The sequence below is a fragment of the Streptomyces pyxinicus genome, assembly GCF_024753135.1.
GTDB lineage: Bacteria > Actinomycetota > Actinomycetes > Streptomycetales > Streptomycetaceae > Streptomyces > Streptomyces pyxinicus.
Genome location: NZ_JANUGP010000001.1, coordinates 425223 through 445446, shown reverse-complemented (window position 1 = coordinate 445446; position 20224 = coordinate 425223). Strand labels below are relative to the sequence as shown.

The following is a 20224-nucleotide window of genomic DNA, read 5'->3' as shown; positions in this document are numbered from 1 at the left end:
CAGTTGCCGCCTTGCGCGGGAAATGTGACAGGTGTGACGAGAGGAGCGGTACGTGGGCGGCACGACTCTGGTGCAGGACGAACCGGTGACGACACCGGTCACGGGGGAGGAGACCGGCCGGACCGAGGCGGGCGAACCGGTCCGGGACGCGGCGGCACCCCCGCCCCCGATGCCCCCGCCCCCGGCGCCCCCGAGCGCCGCCGAACTCGCGCCGCGCCGCGTGCGGTTGGTGTTCGTCGGGCTGATGCTCGCCCTGCTGCTCGCGGCGCTCGACCAGATGATCGTCGCCACCGCGCTGCCGAAGATCGTCGGCGAGCTGCACGGCCTGGACAAGATGTCCTGGGCGATCACCGCCTATCTGCTGACCTCCACCATCGGCCTGCCCCTGTACGGCAAGCTCGGCGACCTCTTCGGCCGCAAGGGCGTCTTCCAGTTCGCCATCGCCGTCTTCGTGGTCGGCTCCGCGCTCGCCGGCCGGGCCGGCACCATGGACCAGCTGATCGCCTTCCGCGCGGTCCAGGGCGTCGGCGCGGGCGGCCTCATGATCGGCGTCCAGGCGATCATCGCCGACATCGTGCCGCCCCGCGAACGCGGCCGGTACATGGGCCTGATCGGCGCCGCCTTCGGCCTCGCCTCCGTCGCCGGACCGCTGCTCGGCGGCTATTTCACCGACCACCTCTCCTGGCGCTGGTGCTTCTACGTCAACGTCCCCTTCGGCCTGGTCACCCTCGCCGTCGTCGCCGTCGTGCTCGAACTGCCCAAGCCCGCCACCCGGGGACGGCTCGACGTGCCCGGCGCGCTGCTGCTCGCCGCCGCCTCCACCTGCCTGGTCCTGCTGACCAGTTGGGGCGGCACCGAGTACGCCTGGGGCTCCCGGCAGATCCTCGGACTCGGAGCCGGCGCGGTCGCCGCCGTCGCCCTGTTCCTGGTCGCCGAGCGCTTCGCCGCCGAACCCCTCATCCCGCTCCGGCTGTTCCGCGACTCGGTCTTCAACGTCAGCGGCCTGGTGGGCCTCGTGATCGGCGTCGCCCTGTTCGGCGCGGCCAGCTATCTGCCCACCTTCCTCCAGATGGTCGACGGCGCCAGCGCCACCGAGTCGGGGCTGCTGATGCTGCCCATGATGGCCGGGATCGTCGGCGCCTCGATCATCGGCGGCCAGCTCATCAGCCGCACCGGCCGCTACAAGGTCTTCCCCGTGCTCGGCGGCGCCGTCTCCACCCTCGGCATGTGGCTGCTGTCCCGCCTGGAGACCGACACCCCCCGCCTGCACTACAGCGTCTGGATGGCTGTCCTCGGCGCCGGCATCGGCCTGGTGATGCCCGTCCTGGTCCTCGCCGTGCAGAACTCCGTGCGCCCCGCCGACCTCGGCACCGCCACCAGCGCCAACAACTACTTCCGGCAGATCGGCGGCAGCGTCGGCGCCGCCGTCTTCGGCACCCTCTTCGCCGACCGGCTCGCCGACTCCCTGCGCGACGAACTGCCCCCGCGCGCCGGCGCCGGACTCCCCGACGCCGACTCCCTCACCCCGGGGCTCGTCCACGCGCTGCCCCCGGCCCTGCGCGACGCCTACATCCGCGCCTACGCCGACGCGATGCCCCGGATCTTCCTCTATCTCGTCCCGGTGCTCGCCCTCGGCCTGCTCATCGCCTTCTTCCTCAAGGAGAAACCACTGGTGTCCCACCACACCGCCGAAACCGACCCGGGGACCCTGAACGGCGCCCCCATCCCCACCGCCCGGCAGCCGCACCCGGCCGGCATCCCGGTCTGCGGCACCGTCCAGCACCCGGACGGCACCGTGGTGCCGCGCGCGGCGCTCACCCTCATCGACGTCGCCGGACAGCAGGTCGGCCGGGGCGCCAGCGGCGAGGACGGACGGTACGCGCTCAGCACGCCCGGCTCCGGGGCGTACGTCCTCATCGCCGCCGCCGGCGGGCACCAGCCGCAGGCCGTCTCCGTCACCGTCGGCGAACGTCCCGTGGAGCTCGACGTCGTCCTCGGCGGCGCCGGACGCCTCGCGGGCAGCGTCCTGACCGCCGACGGCAGCCCGGTCAGGGACGCCACCGTCACCCTCACCAACGTGCACGGCGAGGTCGTCGCCACCACCCGCAGCGGGCGCGAGGGCGGCTACGTGATCAGCGAGCTGGTCGCCGGCGAGTACACCCTCGCCGCCAGCGCCCCCGCCTTCCGGCCCGCCGCCCTGCCGGTCACCGTGCAGGCCTCCCGGGAGACCCGGCAGGACGTCGAGCTTGCGGGCGGCGCCGTGCTGCGGGGCACCGTCCGGGCGAGCGGCGGACGCGCGGTGGAGGACGCCCGGGTCACGCTCCTCGACGCCGCCGGCAACGTCGTCGACACCCTCACCACCGGACCCGACGGAACGTTCCGGTTCGTCGATCTGTCCTCCGGTGAGTACACCGTCATCGCGGCCGGATACCCGCCGGTCGCCACGGTGTTGCAGGTCGCGGGCGGCGGCCGGACCGAGCGGGACCTGCAACTGGGCCACGAGGACTGAGGCGGCGCCGGCCGGTGCGATCACGTGCGGGCAATTCCAGGATTGCGGCACATCGTCACCGGCCGTCCCCGTACCGTGGTCACGGGGGCACAGATCGTTTGCGCACAGCCGTGGGGAGAGAGGGCCTGGGCCATGGACGGTGGCGGCGAGCGGGACACGTCTCCCGAGCGCGGCACGGGCGACGCCGCGGCGGGCCGGATCCCGCTGGCCGTGATCGTCGTGGACCGGGACGGCCTGGTGTCCCACTGGAGCAGCGGCGCGCGGCGGCTCTTCGGCGTCGACCGGGACGCCGCCGTCGGCCGGCCCGCGGGCGACCTGCTGCCGGTCTCCGGCGCCCTGCCCGAGGAACCGCACGCCGAGCCCGCGCCGGACACCGGCGCGGGGTCCGACGGCCTCGGCCCCGACCTCGAAGCCTCCCTCGGCGGCGGCACCGGGTACGCGACCGCGGGCCGCGCCCGGCTCGACCCGGACCGGCGGGACCCGGACGGCGAGCGGCTCGACGTGCTGTGGTGGGCCTACCCGCTGGTCGGACCCGGCCCCTCCCGGCTGCTCGTGCTGGCCGCCGACGCCACCCGGCTGCGCGACGAGCGGGGGTACGACGACGAGACCGCCGAGCGCGTCTCGCCCGGCTTCGCCCGCCACACCGAACTGCCCGCCTCCGACGAACTCGCCCGGCGGCTCCCGGAGATCCTGCCCAGCATGGGCCCCGGGCTCAGCGGCCGCATCGTCTCCCAGATCCTCGAACTGGGCTATCCAGTCCTGGAGTTCAGCCAGTTCGACCGGGTGCCCGTGACCCCGTACTGGGGCGTGCCCCGCCGCCCCGGACGCGTCCGCGCCGAGGCCGCCGTACCCCTGGAGCGGGCCGTCCTCCCGGTGCCCGCCGGCGCCGAACTGGAGCTGGAGTACGCGGCCGTGCGCGAGCGGCTGGAGTTCCTCAACGAGGTCAGCTCCGGCATCGGCTCCTCCCTGGACCTCGGCGAGACCATCCGCGAGGTCACCAGCGCCGCCGTGCCCCGGTTCGCGGACTTCGCCGGCACCCACCTGCGCGCCGCCGTCCTGGCCGGCGAGGGCTTCCCGGACGGCCCGCCCGACGCCAGCACCGTGATGTTCCGGGTGTGGGTCGAGCACAACGACGAACCCGGGCGCTGGGACGACACCGTGCCGGTCGGCGAGGCCTTCGCCTTCCCCGAGCACACGCCCTTCTACCAGTGCATGGTCACGGGCGAGCCGGTGCTCGTCCCGAAGGTCACCGAGGAGTTGTCCGAGCGCATCTCCGGCCAGTTCGAGAAGCGCGACCTGCGCCCCCTCATCGGCGGCCGGTCCCTGCTGATCGTGCCGCTCAAGGCGCGCAACGTCGTCCTCGGCTTCATGGTGCTGATGCGCCGCCCCGACCGGTCGGCGTTCGACGGCATGGACCGCACCACCGGCGCCGAACTCGCCGCCCGCGCGGGCCTCGTGCTCGACAACGCCCGTATGTACACCTACCAGGAGAACGTCGCCGACACCCTCCAGGACAGCATGCTGCCGCAGGTGACGCCGCGGCTGCCCGGCTGTGACGTGGCCACCCGCTACCTGCCCGGCACGCGGCTCGGCCGGATCGGCGGCGACTGGTTCGACACCATCAAGCTGCCCGGCTCCCGCACCGCCCTGGTGGTCGGCGACGTCATGGGCCACGGTCTCAACTCGGCCGCGATGATGGGCCAGTTGCGCACCGCCGTGCAGACCATGGCCACCATGGAGACCCCGCCCGCCCAACTGCTGCGCAACCTGGACGACCTGGCCCGCCGGCTCGGCGACACCTACCTCGCCACCTGTCTGTACGCCGTCTACGACCCGATCCGCGGCGAGGTGACGCTCGCCAACGCCGGCCACATCCCGCCCGTGCTGGTCCGCGCCGAGGACGGCGGCAGCGAACTCCTCGACCTGCCCACCGGCGCGCCCATCGGCGTCGGCGGCGTCACCTTCGAGGCCACCCGCGTCAAGGTGGCGCCCGGCGACCGGCTGGTGCTGTGCACCGACGGCCTGGTCGAGGTGCGTGGCTCCGACATCGGCGAGGGCCTGGCCGCGCTGTGCGAGTCCGCCGCGCACCCGGCCGCCTCGATGGACGACGCCTGCGACACGATCATCCGCGCCCTCAACACCCATGGCGGCCGCAAGGACGACGTCGCCCTGCTCATGGCCCGCCTGAACGGCATCCCGGACGAGCACGTCGCCGCCTGGCACCTGGTCGCCGACCCGGGCGAGGTGCCCCGGGCCCGCCGCCTGGTCCGCGAGCGGCTGCGCGAATGGGGCCTGCCGCAGTCCGTGGAGACGGCCGAGCTGCTGGTCAGCGAGGTCGTCACCAACGCCGTGCAGCACGCCGAGGGCGACCGGATCGGCCTGCGGGTGGTCCGCACCGACGCCCTCCTCTTCGAGGTCACCGACGCCGAACCCACCCTGCCGACCATGGTCGCGGCCGGGCCGTACGACGAGACGGGCCGTGGCCTGCGCGTGGTGAGCCGGCTGGCCCGGGAGTGGGGCGCCAGCGCGGCCGGACACCGCAAGACGGTCTGGTTCGAGCAGGCGATCACCCCGGAGCACGACCGGCCGCGCTGAGCACCCGCTCGTACTCCCGGTAAAGGTCGTTCCCGCCTCTTGCCCACCTGCCCGCCGCCGCGATATCCCGATCACGGAACCGACCGTGGGGAGAGCGCATGAACGTCTCGGACAACTACCGCGAGAACTGGGAAAGTTACTGGAGCGGGACCTCCGACGCGACGGGGGAGGCGATCTGGGACTCCGACCCCTCGCTGGCCGCCGGACCGCACAGCGAACTGCTCCTGCCGCACGCCGACCCGGACCGCACCATCGTCGACCTCGGCTGCGGCAACGGCACCCAGACCCGCTACCTCGCCACCAGGTTCGCCCGTGCCGTCGGCGTCGACCTCTCGCACGCGGCCGTCGAGCACGCCCGGCGCGCCGGGGCGGACGGCACCGTCGAGTTCCGGCAGCTCGACCTCACCGACGCCGACGCCGTACGGGCCCTGCACGACCGCCTCGGCGACACGCACGTCTACATGCGGGCGGTCATCCACCAGAGCGAGCCCGCCGCGCGCCCCGCCGTGGCCGCCGCCGTCGCCCGGCTCATCGGCACCGAGGGCCGGGCCTTCGTGGTGGAGCTGACCTCCGCCTCCCGGGACGTGCTCGGGCGCGCCGCCGCCGAGCCGGCCGGCCCGCCGCCCAAGCTCCAGCGCGTCTTCGACCACCACCTCAAACCGGCCGACGCCGCCGACGACGAGGTCCCCCGGCTGCTCGCCGAGGCGGGCCTGAAGACCCTCGACACCGGCGAGACGGTGCTGCCCCAGACCGAACACCTGACGGACGGGACCCGCATCGACCTGCCGGCCCGCTGGTTCGTCCTGACCGCCGGGTAGCCACCGGGCCGGGAAACGCGGTACGTCGCACCGGGCGCCCGGGGTCGTAGCCTGGGCGCCCGGCGGCGCGTAACGTGACGCAGCATGAAGATCCTCATCAGTGCCGACATGGAGGGGGCCACGGGTGTCACCTGGCCCGCCGACGTGCTGCCGGGGACGCCGCAGTGGGAGCGGTGCCGGGCACTGTTCACCTCGGACGTGAACGCCGCCGTCCAGGGCTTCTTCGCCGGCGGCGCCGACGAGGTGCTCGTCAACGAGGCCCACTGGACCATGCGCAACCTGCTCCTGGAGCGGCTGGACGAACGGGCCGAGATGCTCACCGGCCGGCACAAGCACCTGTCCATGGTCGAGGGCGTGCAGCACGGGGACGTCGACGGGATCGCGTTCCTCGGCTACCACGCGGGCGCGGGGATGGCGGGCGTGCTCGCCCACACCTACCTCGCCAACCAGATCACCGGCGTGTGGCTCGACGACGTCCCGGCCAGCGAGGGGCTGCTCAACGCGCGGGTCGTCGCCGAGTACGGCGTCCCCGTCGTCCTCGTCACCGGGGACGACCTGGCCTGCGAGGACGCCCTCGGTTACGCCCCGGAGGCGCTGAAAGTCGCCGTCAAGGACCATGTGTCGCGGTACGCGGCGGTGTGCCGCACCCCCGCCCGGACCGCCGCCGAGATCCGCGCCGCCGCCGAGGAGGCCGCCCGGCTCGCGGTGCGGCACCGGCCGGCCGAGGCCGGGCCGCACACCGTCGCCGTCGAGTTCGACGCCGCGCACCTGGCGATGGCGGCCACCGTCGTGCCCGGGGTCGCCCGGACCGGCGAGCGGAAGGTGGCGTACACCAGCCCGACCATGTACGAGGGGATCAGGACGTTCAAGGCGGTCACCACGATCGTCTCTGCCGCCGTGGAGGAGCAGTATGGCTGACCACCAGGCCCTGGACGAGGTCGTGGAGTTCACCTCCGGCCTCATCCGGCTGGACACCACCAACCGGGGCGGCGGGGACTGCCGGGAGCGGCCGGCCGCCGAGTACGCGGCCGAGCGGCTGGCCGGGGCCGGCCTGGAGCCGCTGATGCTGGAGCGGACCCCGGGCCGTACCAACGTCGTCGCCCGGATCGAGGGCACCGACCCGGCCGCCGACGCGCTGCTCGTGCACGGTCATCTCGACGTGGTGCCCGCCGAGGCCGCCGACTGGAGCGTGCACCCGTTCTCGGGCGAGGTCCGGGACGGGGTCGTGTGGGGGCGGGGCGCCGTCGACATGAAGAACATGGACGCGATGATCCTCGCCGTCGTCCGGTCCTGGGCCCGGCAGGGGGTGCGGCCCCGGCGGGACCTGGTGATCGCGTTCACCGCCGACGAGGAGGCCAGTGCCGAGGACGGCTCCGGGTTCCTCGCCGACCGGCACCCCGAGCTGTTCGAGGGCTGCACCGAGGGCGTGAGCGAGTCCGGGGCCTTCACCTTCCACGACGGCGCCGGCCGGCAGCTCTACCCCATCGCGGCGGGGGAGCGGGGCACCGGCTGGCTGAAGCTGACCGCGCGCGGCCGGGCCGGGCACGGCTCCAAGGTGAACCGGGAGAACGCGGTGACCCGGCTCGCCGCCGCCGTCACCCGCATCGGCCAGCACGAGTGGCCGCTCCGGCTCACCCCGACCGTGCGGGCCGCCCTCACCGAACTCGCCGCGCTGTACGGCATCGAGCCCGACTTCCGGAACGTGGACCGGCTGCTGGACAAGCTCGGCCCCGCCGCCCGGTTGGTCGAGGCGACCATCCGCAATAGCGCCAACCCGACGATGCTGGACGCCGGTTACAAGCTGAACGTGATCCCGGGCGAGGCGGTCGCCTACGTGGACGGACGCTATCTGGCGGGCTGCGAGGACGAGTTCCGCGCCACCCTCGACGAGCTGACCGGACCGGACGTGAGCTGGGAGTTCGCGCACCACGAGGTGGCTCTTCAAGCGCCGCTTGACTCCCCGACGTACGCCCGGATGCGGGCCGCCGTCGAGGAGTTCGCGCCCGAGGGGCACGTGGTGCCGTACTGCCTGTCGGGCGGCACGGACGCCAAACAGTTCTCGCGGCTGGGCATCACCGGATACGGTTTCGCTCCGTTGAAGCTGCCCGAGGGGCTCGACTACCAGGCGCTGTTCCACGGCGTCGACGAGCGGGTGCCCGTCGAGGCGCTGCACTTCGGCGTCAGGGTGCTCGACCGCTTCCTGCGGACGGCGTAGAAGGGTGGGGGGAGAGGTGCGAAAGTCGGCGTACGGATCCTGGCCGTCGCCCATCGACGCGGCGCTGGCCGCCGCGCACGACGGGCAGCCGGAGTGGGTGGGGTTCGTCGGGGACGAGGTGTGGTGGACCGAGCCGCGCCCGGCCGAGGGCGGCCGGCGGGCGCTGGTGCGCCGCACGGCCGACGGCACCGAGGAGTCGGTGCTGCCCGAGCCGTGGAACGCGCGCAGCCGGGTCGTCGAGTACGGCGGCCGGCCCTGGCACGGCGTGCTGCGCGAGGGCGCGCCACTGGTGGTGTTCGCGCACTTCGCCGACCAGCGGCTGTACCGGTACGAGCCGGGCGCCGAGCCCGTCCCGCTGACCCCCGTCTCGGCGGTGGGCGACGGGCTGCGCTGGGCCGAGCCGCGGATCGACCTCGGCCGCGGCGAGGTGTGGTGCGTGCTGGAGGAGTTCACCGGGGAGGGCGCGGACGACGTGCGGCGCGTCCTGGCCGCCGTACCCCTGGACGGGTCGGCCGCCGACGACCGCTCGGCGGTACGCGAACTCGCCCCGGAGCGGCACCGGTTCGTCACCGGCGCCCGGCTCTCGCCCGACGGGCGGCGGGCCGCCTGGCTGGCCTGGGACCATCCCCGGATGCCCTGGGACGGCACCGAGCTGCTCGTCGCCGAGGTCGGTGACGACGGCACGCTGCGCGAGCCGCGCACGGTGGCGGGCGGCCCCGAGGAGTCCGTCGCGCAGGCCGAGTGGTCCCGCGACGGCCGGCTGCTGTACGCCGGCGACCGCGGCGGCTGGTGGAACCTGTACCGGGACGGCAGCCCGCTGTGCACCCGCGAGGAGGAGTTCGCCGGGCCGCTGTGGAAGCTGGGCCTCGGCTGGTTCGCCCCGCTGGACAACGGCCTGATAGCGGTCGTGCACGGCCGGGGCTCGATGCTGCTCGGCATACTCGACCCCGAGTCCGGCGAGGTGGTGGACGCCGCCGGGCCGTGGACGGAGTTCGCCGGCACCCTCGCGGTGCACGGCGAACGGGTCGTCGCGGTCGGTGCCAGCCCGCGCACCGCGCCCGAGGTGGTCGAGCTGGACACCCGGGCCGGCCGGGCCCGCGCCGTCGGCGCCCGGCACCGGGACCCGGTCGACCCCGCCTACTACCCGGAGCCGCAGATCCGGGTGATCGCCGGGCCCGACGGCCGCGAGGTGCACGCCCACGTCTATCCGCCGCACCACCCCGAACGCGCCCCGCTGGACGGCGAGTTGCCGCCCTACGTCATCTGGGCGCACGGCGGCCCCACCAGCCGGGTGCCGCTCGTCCTCGACCTGGAGATCGCCTACTTCACCTCCCGGGGCATCGGCGTCGCCGAGGTGAACTACGGCGGCTCCACCGGGTACGGGCGCGCCTACCGGGAGCGGCTGCGCGAGCAGTGGGGCGTGGTCGACGTGGAGGACTGCGCGGCCGTCGCCCGCGCCCTCGCCGACGAGGGCACCGCCGACCCGGCCCGGCTGGCCGTCCGGGGCGGCAGCGCGGGCGGCTGGACCACCGCCGCGTCCCTGACCGCCACCGACCTGTACGCCTGCGGCACCATCCGCTACCCGGTGCTCGACCTGACCGCCTGGGGCCCGGGGGAGACCCACGACTTCGAGTCCCGCTACCTGGAGTCCCTGATCGGCCCGTACGACGAGGTGCCCGCCCGGTACGCCGAACGCTCCCCGGTCACCCACGCCGACCGGCTCACCGCGCCGTTCCTGCTGCTCCAGGGCCTGGACGACGTCATCTGCCCGCCCGCCCAGTGCGAGCGCTTCCTCGCCCGGATCCAGGGCCGGGGCGTGCCGCACGCCTACCTCACCTTCGCCGGCGAGGGCCACGGGTTCCGCCGGGCCGACACGATGGTCCGTGCCCTGGAGGCCGAACTGTCCCTGTACGCCCAGGTGTTCGGCCTGGACGTGCCCGGTGTGCCGCGACTGGAGCTGCGTCCGTGACGGAGCTGACCCGCCCGGAGCGCCTGGCCCCGGGCGCCCGGGTGGCCGTCGTCGCGCCCAGCGGCCCGGTGCCCGAGGAACGCCTCCAGGCGGGTCTGGACGTGCTGCGCGGCTGGGACCTGGACCCGGTCGTCGCCCCCCATGTGCTGGACCGGCACCCGCGGTTCCCCTACCTGGCGGGCACGGACACCGACCGCGCGGCCGACCTCCAGGCCGCCTGGTGCGACCCGGCCGTGGACGCGGTGCTGTGCGCCCGGGGCGGGTACGGCGCCCAGCGCGTCGCCGACCTGCTCGACTGGGAGGCGATGCGGGCGGCCGGCCCGAAGGTCTTCGTCGGCTTCAGCGACATCACCACCCTGCACGAGGCCTTCGCCGTCCGCCTCGGGCTGGTCACCCTGCACGGGCCGATGGCGGCCGGCATCGACTTCGTCAAGAGCGCCCGGGCGCAGGAGCACCTGCGGGCCACCCTCTTCGCCCCGGAGACGGTGCGCACCCTCACCTCCGGCGGCACCGCGCTGGTCCCCGGCACGGCCCGCGGCACGACCCTCGGCGGCTGCCTCTCCCTGCTCGCCGCCGACCTCGGCACCCCGGGCGCCCGCACCGGCGCCGCCGGCGGACTGCTCTGCCTGGAAGACGTGGGGGAGGAGACCTACCGGCTGGACCGCTACCTCACCCAACTGCTGCGCGCCGGCTGGCTCCAGGGGGTGCGCGGGGTGCTGCTCGGCTCGTGGGAGCAGTGCCCGCCCGCCGACGAGCTGCGCCCGCTGCTGGCCGAACGGCTCGGGCCGCTCGGCGTTCCGGTGGCGGCGGACTTCGGGTTCGGGCACTGCGCGGGGGCGCTCACCGTGCCCTTCGGAGTGGCCGCCGAACTCGACGCGGACGCGGGCACGTTGACCCTGGACCGCCCGGCGCTGCGCTGACCCGCCGGGCCCGGGGCGTCGTAGGGTGGCCGGATGCCGCACCACACGCCCCACCACCTGGCCGAGGGTCCCCGGGTCGCGCTGCGCCCCTTCACCCTGGAGGACGGCCCCGAGTTCGCCGCGCGGGCCCGGGAGAGCAAGGACCTGCACCGGCCCTGGCTGTTCCCTCCGGACACCGAGCAGGCCTACGCCGCCTACGCCGGCCGGCTGATCGAGGACCCCGCCCGGGCCGGCTTCCTGGTGTGCGAGCGGCCGGACGGGGACATCGCCGGGTTCATCAACATCAACAACATCGTGCGGGGCGCCTTCCTGTGCGGGGCCCTCGGCTACGGCGCCTTCGCGCACGCCGCCGGGCGCGGGCTCATGCGCGAGGGCCTGGACCTGGTGATCGGCCACGCCTTCGGACCGCTCGGGCTGCACCGGCTGGAGATCAACGTCCAGCCGGGCAACACTGCCTCCCTCGCCCTCGCCCGGGGCGCGGGGTTCCGGCGGGAGGGCTTCTCACCGGCCATGCTCCATGTCGACGGCGCCTGGCGCGACCACGAACGCTGGGCGCTCACCGCCGAGATGCGCCCCGGCACCTGAACCGGGCCCGCCCGGACCGCCTTTGCGCAATCCTGACCGGCAGCTCCCCTGGCCGAGTCCCGTGCCCCCGGGTTCCATGGTCGGGTGACGAGCATCCGCCGTGAGGTACTGACCCTGCCCGCCGCCCCGTTGGGACCCGACAACCCGCTGCCCCCGCTGCGCCCGCTCGACGAGGCGCACCGCGTCGACCACCGGGACCCGCGCGACCTGCCCCGCGACATGGCCCGGCAGCTCGGCCACGAGCCGCTGCGCGGCCTGCTGCCGGTACGCGTCCGCGACGGCTACGGCAGAACCCGCGCACCCCGCGCGTTCGACGCGCTGGTGATCGAGAACGACCGGCTGCGCGCCACCGTGCTGCCCGGGCTCGGCGGCCGGATCGTCTCCCTGGTCCACCTGCCCACCGGACGCGAACTGCTCTACCGCAACCCGGTGTTCCAGCCCGCCGACTTCGCCCTCAACGGCGCCTGGTTCTCCGGCGGCGTCGAATGGAACATCGGCGCCACCGGACACACCACCCTGTCCTGCGCACCCCTGCACGCCGCCCGGGTCCCCGCCCCGGACGGCACCGAGATGCTGCGCCTGTGGGAGTGGGAGCGGCTGCGCGACCTGCCCTTCCAGGTCGACCTCTGGCTGCCGGACGGCTCCGACTTCCTGTACGTCGGCGTCCGCGTCCGCAACCCGCACGAGCGGCCCGCCGCCACCTACTGGTGGTCCAACATCGCGGTCCCCGAGGACGTCCGCGTCCTCGTCCCCGCCGAGGAGGCCTGGCACTTCGGCTACGACCGCACCCTGCGCCGCGTCCCGGTCCCCGCCTACGACGGCGTCGACCGCACCCGGCCCCTCGACAACCCCTACCCCGCCGACTACTTCTACGAGGTGCCCGACGAGCGCCGCCGCTGGATCGCCGCGCTGGACGCCGACGGGCACGGGCTCGTGCAGACCTCCACCGACGCGCTGCGCGGCCGCAAGCTCTTCGTGTGGGGCAGCGCTCCCGGCGGCCGGCGCTGGCAGCGGTGGCTGACCGAACCGGGCACCGGCGGCTACTGCGAGATCCAGGCCGGGCTCGCCCGCACCCAGCTCGAACATGTCCCACTGGCCGCCGGGAGCGAGCTGACCTGGCTGGAGGCGTACGGCCCGCTCGACGCGCCCCGCGAGGGCGAGTGGACCCGGGTCGTCCAGGGCGCCGAGGACCGGCTGGCCGCCGTACTGCCCCGGGCCCGGGTCGAGGCGGCCCACGCCGCCTGGCGGCCGTACGCCGACGCCGAACCCGGCGAGACGCTGGCCACCGGCTCCGGCTGGGGCGCTCTCGAACTCCTGCGCACCGGCGGGAAGCTGCCCGGCACGCCCTTTCCGGAGAGCACCCTCGGCGAGCCGCAGGAACCCTGGCGCGAACTGCTGCGCACCGGCACGCTGCCCGAGCCGCGCCGGGTACGGCCGCCCGGCGAGACCCTGGTCGCCCCACACTGGCGGGACATGCTGGAGACCGCCCCGGCCACCCCGGGCACCGAGTACCACCTCGGCATCGCCCAGTGGCACGCCGGCGACCGGGCGCAGGCCGTCCGCAGCTGGGAACGCGCCCTGCCGCTCGCGCCCTCCCTGTGGCCGCTGCTGCGCTGCCTGGCCGTCGCCGACCAGGAGTCCGGCCACCACGAGCGGGCCGCCGAACGGTACGCGGACGCCTTCGACGACCTGTGCCGGGAGCGGCGCGACGACGGCGAGACCTGGACGGCCGCCGTGGCCGCGCTCGGCCGGGAGACCCTGGAGGCGCTGCTGCGCGCCCGCCGGACACCGGCGGCGCGGCAGGTGTGGGACCGGCTGCTGCCCGCCGTCCGGCAGCGCGGCCGGTTCCGGCTGCTGGAGGCCGAGCTGCTGCTCGCCGAGGGCCGGGCCGAGGAGGCCCGCGCCGTCTTCGACGCGGGCTTCGAGGTCGCCGACCTGAGGGAGGGCGCGGACGTGATCGATCGGCTGTGGGCCCGCCTCACCGACGAGCCCCTGCCCGCCCGCTACGACTTCCGGATGCGGCCGGGCACGTCCTGACCGGTCAGGCGCGCTGGTCCACGTACTCGAAGACGGTCCCGTCCGGATGCATCGCCAGCAGGTTGCGGCCGGCGGGCGTCGCCAGCGGCCCCGCGACGATCCGCGCGCCCAGCTCCGCCAGCAGCCCGTGCGCCTCGTCCACGTCCCGCACCGCGATCGTCGCCGTCACCTTGCGCAGGATCTCCAGTTCCGCCTCCGGACCGCTCATCAGCAGGAAGGAGCCGATCGCGGCGACCTGGACGCCGCCCCGGTCGAAACGCAGCGCCCTGCCGCCCGCCAGACGCTCGTAGAAGGGGACGGCGGCTTCGAGGTCGTTGACGCAGATGCGCAGCGTGGCGCCCAGAATCTCCATGCGGGGGAGCCTAGTTGGACCGCCCGGGGCGACGCAGCGCCCCGCCTGGAACACCTGGACAAGCATCTTGTCGAAGAGCCGGCACAGGTGGCACGCGAGACGGTACGCGACGAACCGCGCGAGCAGTCCCGCAAGCGGCACCGCACCGCCACGCTCTACGCCGCCTCCGGTGCCACCGCGCTCTACGCGGGCGGCGCGGTGGCGCTCGCCATCGGCCTGGCACTGGCCGAAGGCCTGCCCGTCAGCCGTCGAGCCGCGGCAGCACCTTCGTCCGGTAGAAGTCGAAGAACCCGCGCTGGTCGGGGCCGATCTGGTTCACGTACACCCGGTCGAACCCGGCGTCGGCGTACGCCCGCAGCGCCGACACGTGCTGCTCGGCGTCGTCCCCGCACACCAGGTTCTCGCGCACCATGTCCTCCCCGACCAGCGGCTGCAACTGCTCGAAGTGGCGCGGCGAGGGCAGTACCTGGCCCATCTCGCCGGGCAGCAGCTCGTTGTACCAGAGCCGGTGCACCGTGCGGACGCACTCCTCGCGGTCGGTGCCGTAGCAGACCTTCGTCCCGCCGCTGACCAGCTTCGCGCCGCCCCCGCCCTTGCGGTACTGGGTGACCATGTCCTCGTCCGGTGTCATCGTGATGTAGCCGTCGCCGACCCGGGCGGCGAGCGCGGTGGCCTTGGGGCCGAATCCGGAGACGTCGATCGGCACCGGCTCGTCCGGGACGGTGTAGAGGCGGGCGTTCTCCACCGTGTAGTGCGTGCCCTGGTGGTTGACCTCCTCACCGGTGAACAGCCGGCGCATGATCTGGATCGCCTCCTCCAGCATCTCCAGGCGCACGTGCGTCGGGGGCCAGCGGTCGCCGAGAATGTGCTCGTTCAGCGCCTCGCCCGTGCCCACCCCGAGCCGGAAGCGGCCCTCGGTCATCACCGCGCAGGTCGCCGCCGCCTGCGCCACCACCGCCGGGTGCATCCGCACCGTCGGACAGGTCACCGCCGTCTCGATGGGCAGCGACACCGCCTCCGACAGGGCGCCGATCACCGACCACACGAAGGCGCTCTGGCCCTGCGCGTCGTTCCACGGGTGGTAGTGGTCGGAGATCCACAGCGCCTGGAAGCCGGCCTGCTCGGCCATCCGGGCCTGCTCGACCAGGGCGGCCGGATCGTGCTCCTCGGCCGCCAGGAAATAGCCGTACTCGGGCATGAAGGGCACCTCCGCGCGGGGCTGCTGGGTCCGGTGTCGACCGGTTGCGGGCCGGGTAACCGGGGGTGCGACGGCGAAACGCCACCGAATCGGCGTCCCGGGACGCCGACCGGGTGACCCGCCCGGCGTTTGGTTGCCCCGGCCCCGGTTACGCGGAAGGCCTGGGACGAGCCACACCGCCGGAGGCGCACCGTGAACCGACCTCGTGTCGTGGTCGTCGGCGCCGGTTTCGCCGGGTACCGGGCCGCCCGCACCCTGGCGCGTCTCGCCCGCGGCCGGGCCGACATCACCCTGCTGAACCCCACCGACTACTTCCTGTACCTGCCGCTGCTGCCCCAGGTCGCCGCCGGTGTCCTGGAGGCCCGCCGGGTCACCGTGTCCCTGCCCGGCACGCTGCGCGGGGTCCGGCTGGTGCTCGGCGAGGCGGACCACGTCGACCTGGACGCCCGGACCGTGCGGTACACCGGCCCCGAGGGCGACGCGGGCACCCTCGGCTACGACCGCCTGGTGCTGGCCGTCGGCAGCGTCAACAAGCTGCTGCCGGTGCCCGGGGTCGCCGAGCACGCGCACGGCTTCCGGGGGCTGCCCGAAGCCCTGTACCTGCGCGACCACGTGACCCGGCAGATGGAACTGGCCGCCGCCGAGACCGACCCGGCGCTCCGCGCGGCCCGGTGCACCTTCGTGGTGGTCGGCGCGGGCTACACCGGCACCGAGGTGGCCGCCCACCTGAAGATCTTCACCGACCGGCCGGCCCGGCGCGGCGGCCCGCGCCCCCGCTGGCTGCTGCTGGACGTGGCGCCGCGCGTGCTCCCGGAGATGGACGAGCGGATGTCCCGCACGGCCGCCCGCGCGCTGCGGGCCCGGGGCGTTCAAGTGCGGACCGGCACCTCGGTGCGGGAGGCCACGCCCGACGGCGTGCTCCTCAGCGACGGCGAGTTCGTCGCCTCCCGGACCCTGGTGTGGTGTGTGGGCGTCCGGCCGGACCCGCTGGTGACGGCCGTCGGGGAGCCGCTGGAGCGGGGACGGCTGCTCGTCGACCCGTACCTGCGGGTCCCCGGCCGCCCGGAGGTGTTCGCGTGCGGGGACGCGGCGGCCGTCCCGGATCTGCGGCGGCCCGGCGAGTTCACCCCGATGACGGCCCAGCACGCCTGGCGGCAGGGCCGGGTCGCCGCCGAGAACGTGGCCGCCTCGCTCGACCGGAGCCGGCGCGGGCGCCCCTACCGCCACCGCGACCTCGGGTTCGCCGTCGATCTGGGCGGAGCCCGGGCCGCCGCCAACCCGTTCGGCATCCCGCTGTCCGGACCGGCGGCCGGCGCCGTCACCCGCGGCTACCACCTGGCCGCGCTGCCCGGGAACCGGGTCCGGGTCGCCGCCGACTGGCTGCTGGACGCCGTACTGCCACGCCAGGGCGTCCAGTTGGGCCTCCTGCGCTCCTGGTCGGTGCCCCTGGACACGGCTTCACCGGAGCTGGCGCGGGTACCCGGCGGCCCGGACCCGACGCCCGCACCGGCGGGAGACGCACCGAAAACCCACCCGACCGACCCGTCCGACTCAGCGCAAGGAGACCGAGGAAACCGATGAACACCGCCGAACTCGCCGAACTGGGACAGCAGTTGCGCGTGGACAGTGTGCGGGCCGCCGCGGCAGCGGAGTCCGGGCACCCCACGTCCTCGATGTCCGCGGCCGACCTCGTGGCCGTCCTGCTCGCGAACCACCTGCGCTACGACTTCGAGCGCCCCGAGCACCCCGCCAACGACCGCTTCATCCTGTCCAAGGGACACGCCTCGCCGCTGCTGTACTCCGCCTTCAAGGCCGCCGGCGCCATCGAGGACGGCGAACTGCTCACCTTCCGCAAGCTCGGCAGCCGGCTGGAGGGACACCCCTCGCCCCGCCGCCTGCCCTGGGTCGAGACGGCCACCGGCTCCCTCGGCCAGGGCCTCCCGGTCGGCGTCGGCATCGCGCTCGCCGGCAAGCGGCTGGACCGCACCGGGCACCGGGTATGGGTGCTGTGCGGCGACAGCGAGCTGGCCGAGGGCTCGGTGTGGGAGGCCGCCGAGCACGCCGGGTACGAGAACCTGGACAACCTGATCGCCATCGTGGACGTCAACCGGCTCGGGCAGCGCGGCCCCACCCGGCACGGCCACGACCTGGACGCCTACGCCCGCCGCTTCCAGGCCTTCGGCTGGCACACCGTCGAGATCGACGGACACGACGTCGACAAGATCGACCGGGCCTACGGCGAGGCGCTGTCCACCACCGGGCAGCCCACCGTCATCCTCGCCCGCACCCTCAAGGGCAAGGGCGTCGCCGCCGTCGAGGACCGCGAGGGCCAGCACGGCAAGCCGCTGCCGCACGCCGACGAGGCCATCGAGGAACTCGGCGGAGAGCGCGACCTGCACCTCCACGTGGGCGAGCCGCCGGCCGCCGCCGCGCTGCGCGACCACACCACCGAGGTCCTCCGGCTCCCGCGCTACGACGTGGGCGACGAGGTCGCCACCCGGGACGCCTTCGGCGCCGCGCTGGCCGCGCTCGGCGGCGCCCGCGGCGACGTCGTCGCGCTGGACGGCGAGGTCGGCGACTCCACCCGCACCGAGGAGTTCGCCAAGGCCCACCCCGACCGGTACTTCGAGTGCTACATCGCCGAGCAGCAGCTCGTCGCCGCCGCCGTCGGCATGGCCGCGCGCGGCTGGGTGCCGTACGCGGCCACGTTCGCCGCCTTCCTCAGCCGCGCCTACGATTTCGTGCGCATGGCGGCCATCAGCGGCTCCGGGATCAACCTGGTCGGCTCGCACGCCGGCACCGCCATCGGCGAGGACGGGCCCTCCCAGATGGGCCTGGAGGACCTGGCGATGTTCCGCTCCGTGTACGGCTCGACCGTGCTCTACCCGTGCGACGCCAACCAGACCGCCAAGCTCATCGGGACCATGGCCGGCCTCGACGGCATCCGCTATCTGCGCACCTCCCGCGGCAAGACCCCGGTGATCTACGGGCCCGAGGAGGACTTCCCGGTCGGCGGCAGCAAGACGCTGCGCTCGTCCGAGGACGACCGGCTGACCGTCGTCGCGGCCGGCGTGACCGTGCCCGAGGCGCTGGCCGCCGCCGACCGGCTCGCCCAGGACGGCATCCGGGTTCGGGTGATCGACCTGTACTCGGTCAAGCCCGTCGACACCGAGACGCTGCGCCGGGCCGCCGAGGAGACCGGCTGCCTGGTCACCGTGGAAGATCACCACGCCGAGGGCGGCCTCGGGGACGCGGTCGCCGAGGCGTTCGCGGACGGCGGGCCCGTGCCGCGCCTGGTACGGCTCGCGGTGCGCACCATGCCCGGCTCCGCGGCCCCCGACGAGCAGCTGCACGCGGCCGGCATCGACGCCGAGGGCATCGCGGCGGCGGCCAAGCTGCTGGTGGAGGAGGCGGTCGTGCGATGACCGACGGCGACGCCCGGACCCTGCGGGCGGGCCGTCGTACCGTGCGGATCCAGCGGCCCGGGAAGGTGCTCTTCCCGGGCCGCGGGGGTACCGCGCCGTACACCAAGGGCGACCTCGCCGACTACCACCGGTCCGTGGCGCCGTACCTGCTGCCGCACCTGCGGGGCCGTCCGCTGATGCTGGAGCGGTATCCGGACGGCCTGGACGGCCCTCGGTTCATGCAAAAGAACACCCCGGAGCACTATCCGGACTGGATCAGGCGCGCCGAGGTCGCCAAGGAGGGCGGCACCGTCACGCACGTCGTGTGCGACGACACCGCCACCCTCCTCTACCTCGCCGACCAGGCCTGCGTCACCCTGCACCGTTGGCTCTCGCGCACCGACCGCGCCGCCGGCCCCGACCATCCCGACCGGCTCGTGTTCGACCTCGACCCGGCCGAGGACGACTTCAGGTAAGTCCGCGCCGCGGCCGGCTGGTTGCGGGAGCTGCTGGACGAACTGGGCCTGCCGGCCGCGCCGATGACCACCGGATCGCGCGGACTGCACCTCGTGGTCCCGCTCGACGGCCGCCAGGACTTCGACACGGTACGGCGGTTCGCCCACGACGTCGCCGAGTGCGCCGCGGCCCGGCACCCGGACCGGCTCACCACGGCCGCCCGCAAGAACGAGCGCGGCAACCGGCTCTACCTCGACGTGCAGCGCAACGGCTACGCGCAGACCGCCGTCGCCCCCTACACCGTCCGCGCCCTGCCGGGCGCGCCCGTCGCGGTGCCCCTAGGTCCTGTCGTCAAACTCCCGCCGTTCGCCCGGAGGGCGGGCTTCGCGGCGTCAGGTGCGTGCTCTGGGGGTCCCCCCGGCCGGAGGCTGGGGGAGTGCCGGGCCCTGATCCTCGTACTGGACGTACTTGGGTCAGGGCCCGGTGCGGCGAGAGTGCGTGCATGGCGTCGTGGAGCTGGGGGTACCTCCCGGCCGGAGGCTGGGGGAGGGAGTTTGACGACAGGGCCTAGCCTGGGAACAGGTGGACGATCCCGGCGTGGACGCCCGGCACTGGACCCTCGCCGACGCCGTGGACCAGGCACGCACGGACTCCTGGGCCGCCCTGCCCGGTCACGGGCGCTTGCTGCGAACGGCCCGTACACGCCTGGCCGCACTGCGTGACTGACCCGGGCGCATTCGCTCTTTGAGGTTTGGCCATGGATGTGGCGGCCACACGCAGGGGAGAGGTGGCCATGTCGAACTCAAATGACACATCAGCATCACAGAGTTCACGGGAATCACACGAGTCCCGCGAACCCCGCAAGACACAGAGCAAGTCCCCGATGGAGGTGCTCCGCGAGGCACGTGCCCAGCTCGCCGAACTCACCGGGATGACACCGGAATCGGTGTCCTCCTTCGAGCGGACGGACGAGGGCTGGGCACTGGAGGTCGAGGTTCTCGAACTGGAGAGGGTACCCGACACCATGAGCCTGATGGCGAGCTACCAGGTCGAGCTGGACGCACACGGCCAGCTCACGGGGTACCGGCGCGTACGCCGCTACGAACGCGGCAGGGCCGACGCGCGCGGCGGGCGCTAGACCCCGCCGGTGACACCCCACCACCACA

14 protein-coding genes and 2 pseudogenes are annotated in these 20224 nt (G+C 74.4%); 14 read left to right on the top strand and 2 right to left on the bottom strand.

Annotated features, from left to right (window positions below; genetic code table 11):
- The first annotated feature begins 52 nt into the window (after positions 1 to 52).
- The 9 genes from NX794_RS01920 (at position 53) to NX794_RS01880 (ending at position 13648) form a co-directional block, all read left to right on the top strand.
- Positions 53 to 2509 carry an MFS transporter gene (locus NX794_RS01920; RefSeq protein ID WP_428985831.1) on the top strand — a complete coding sequence of 819 codons (2457 nt, stop codon included), beginning with the start codon at positions 53 to 55 and terminating at the stop codon, positions 2507 to 2509.
- 132 nt (positions 2510 to 2641) lie between these two features.
- Positions 2642 to 5104 carry a SpoIIE family protein phosphatase gene (locus tag NX794_RS01915; RefSeq protein ID WP_258776244.1) on the top strand — a complete coding sequence of 821 codons (2463 nt, stop codon included), beginning with the start codon at positions 2642 to 2644 and terminating at the stop codon, positions 5102 to 5104.
- Positions 5105 to 5202: 98 nt separating this feature from the next.
- Complete coding sequence (locus NX794_RS01910; protein WP_258776243.1) at positions 5203 to 5922, top strand: class I SAM-dependent methyltransferase; 720 nt, start codon at positions 5203 to 5205, stop codon at positions 5920 to 5922.
- An 84-nt stretch (positions 5923 to 6006) separates the two neighbouring features.
- Entirely contained in the window at positions 6007 to 6840 is an 834-nt protein-coding gene (locus tag NX794_RS01905) for a M55 family metallopeptidase (RefSeq protein WP_258776242.1), read from the top strand.
- The gene (locus NX794_RS01900) at positions 6833 to 8137 is read left to right on the top strand and encodes a M20/M25/M40 family metallo-hydrolase (protein WP_258776241.1); all 1305 of its coding nucleotides are present in this window, start codon (positions 6833 to 6835) and stop codon (positions 8135 to 8137) included. Before NX794_RS01905 ends, NX794_RS01900 begins: the two co-directional genes overlap by 8 nt.
- Positions 8138 to 8153: 16 nt before the next feature.
- On the top strand, positions 8154 to 10106 hold the full coding sequence (locus NX794_RS01895; RefSeq protein ID WP_428985830.1) for an LpqB family beta-propeller domain-containing protein: 1953 nt from the start codon (positions 8154 to 8156) through the stop codon (positions 10104 to 10106).
- On the top strand, positions 10103 to 11026 hold the full coding sequence (locus NX794_RS01890; RefSeq protein WP_258776239.1) for a S66 peptidase family protein: 924 nt from the start codon (positions 10103 to 10105) through the stop codon (positions 11024 to 11026). Before NX794_RS01895 ends, NX794_RS01890 begins: the two co-directional genes overlap by 4 nt.
- 33 nt (positions 11027 to 11059) lie before the next feature.
- Positions 11060 to 11611, top strand: a complete 552-nt coding sequence (locus tag NX794_RS01885) for a GNAT family N-acetyltransferase (protein WP_258776238.1) — start codon at positions 11060 to 11062, stop codon at positions 11609 to 11611.
- A gap of 84 nt (positions 11612 to 11695) precedes the next feature.
- Positions 11696 to 13648 carry a DUF5107 domain-containing protein gene (locus NX794_RS01880; RefSeq protein WP_258776237.1) on the top strand — a complete coding sequence of 651 codons (1953 nt, stop codon included), beginning with the start codon at positions 11696 to 11698 and terminating at the stop codon, positions 13646 to 13648.
- Positions 13649 to 13652: 4 nt separating this feature from the next.
- Here NX794_RS01880 and NX794_RS01875 read toward each other — a convergent pair whose 3' ends face one another.
- Positions 13653 to 14000, bottom strand: coding sequence for a VOC family protein (locus NX794_RS01875; RefSeq protein WP_258776236.1), 348 nt, complete (start codon positions 13998 to 14000; stop codon positions 13653 to 13655).
- A gap of 241 nt (positions 14001 to 14241) precedes the next feature.
- On the bottom strand, positions 14242 to 15198 hold the full coding sequence (locus NX794_RS01865; RefSeq protein ID WP_258776235.1) for an LLM class F420-dependent oxidoreductase: 957 nt from the start codon (positions 15196 to 15198) through the stop codon (positions 14242 to 14244).
- A 192-nt stretch (positions 15199 to 15390) separates the two neighbouring features.
- Here NX794_RS01865 and NX794_RS01860 point away from each other — a divergent pair, with 192 nt between their 5' ends.
- The 5 genes and pseudogenes from NX794_RS01860 (at position 15391) to NX794_RS01840 (ending at position 20196) form a co-directional block, all read left to right on the top strand.
- On the top strand, positions 15391 to 16779 hold the full coding sequence (locus NX794_RS01860; RefSeq protein WP_258776234.1) for an NAD(P)/FAD-dependent oxidoreductase: 1389 nt from the start codon (positions 15391 to 15393) through the stop codon (positions 16777 to 16779).
- On the top strand, positions 16776 to 18623 hold the full coding sequence (locus NX794_RS01855) for a transketolase (RefSeq protein ID WP_258776233.1): 1848 nt from the start codon (positions 16776 to 16778) through the stop codon (positions 18621 to 18623). The genes NX794_RS01860 and NX794_RS01855 overlap by 4 nt, the downstream gene beginning before the upstream one ends.
- Positions 18620 to 19399: pseudogene (ligD, locus tag NX794_RS01850) on the top strand (non-homologous end-joining DNA ligase); the annotation flags it as partial. The gene NX794_RS01855 and the pseudogene ligD, both read left to right, overlap by 4 nt.
- A 232-nt stretch (positions 19400 to 19631) precedes the next feature.
- Positions 19632 to 19784: pseudogene (locus tag NX794_RS01845) on the top strand (non-homologous end-joining DNA ligase); the annotation flags it as partial.
- A gap of 67 nt (positions 19785 to 19851) precedes the next feature.
- On the top strand, positions 19852 to 20196 hold the full coding sequence (locus NX794_RS01840; protein WP_258776232.1) for a gas vesicle protein GvpO: 345 nt from the start codon (positions 19852 to 19854) through the stop codon (positions 20194 to 20196).
- The last annotated feature ends 28 nt before the right edge of the window (positions 20197 to 20224 follow it).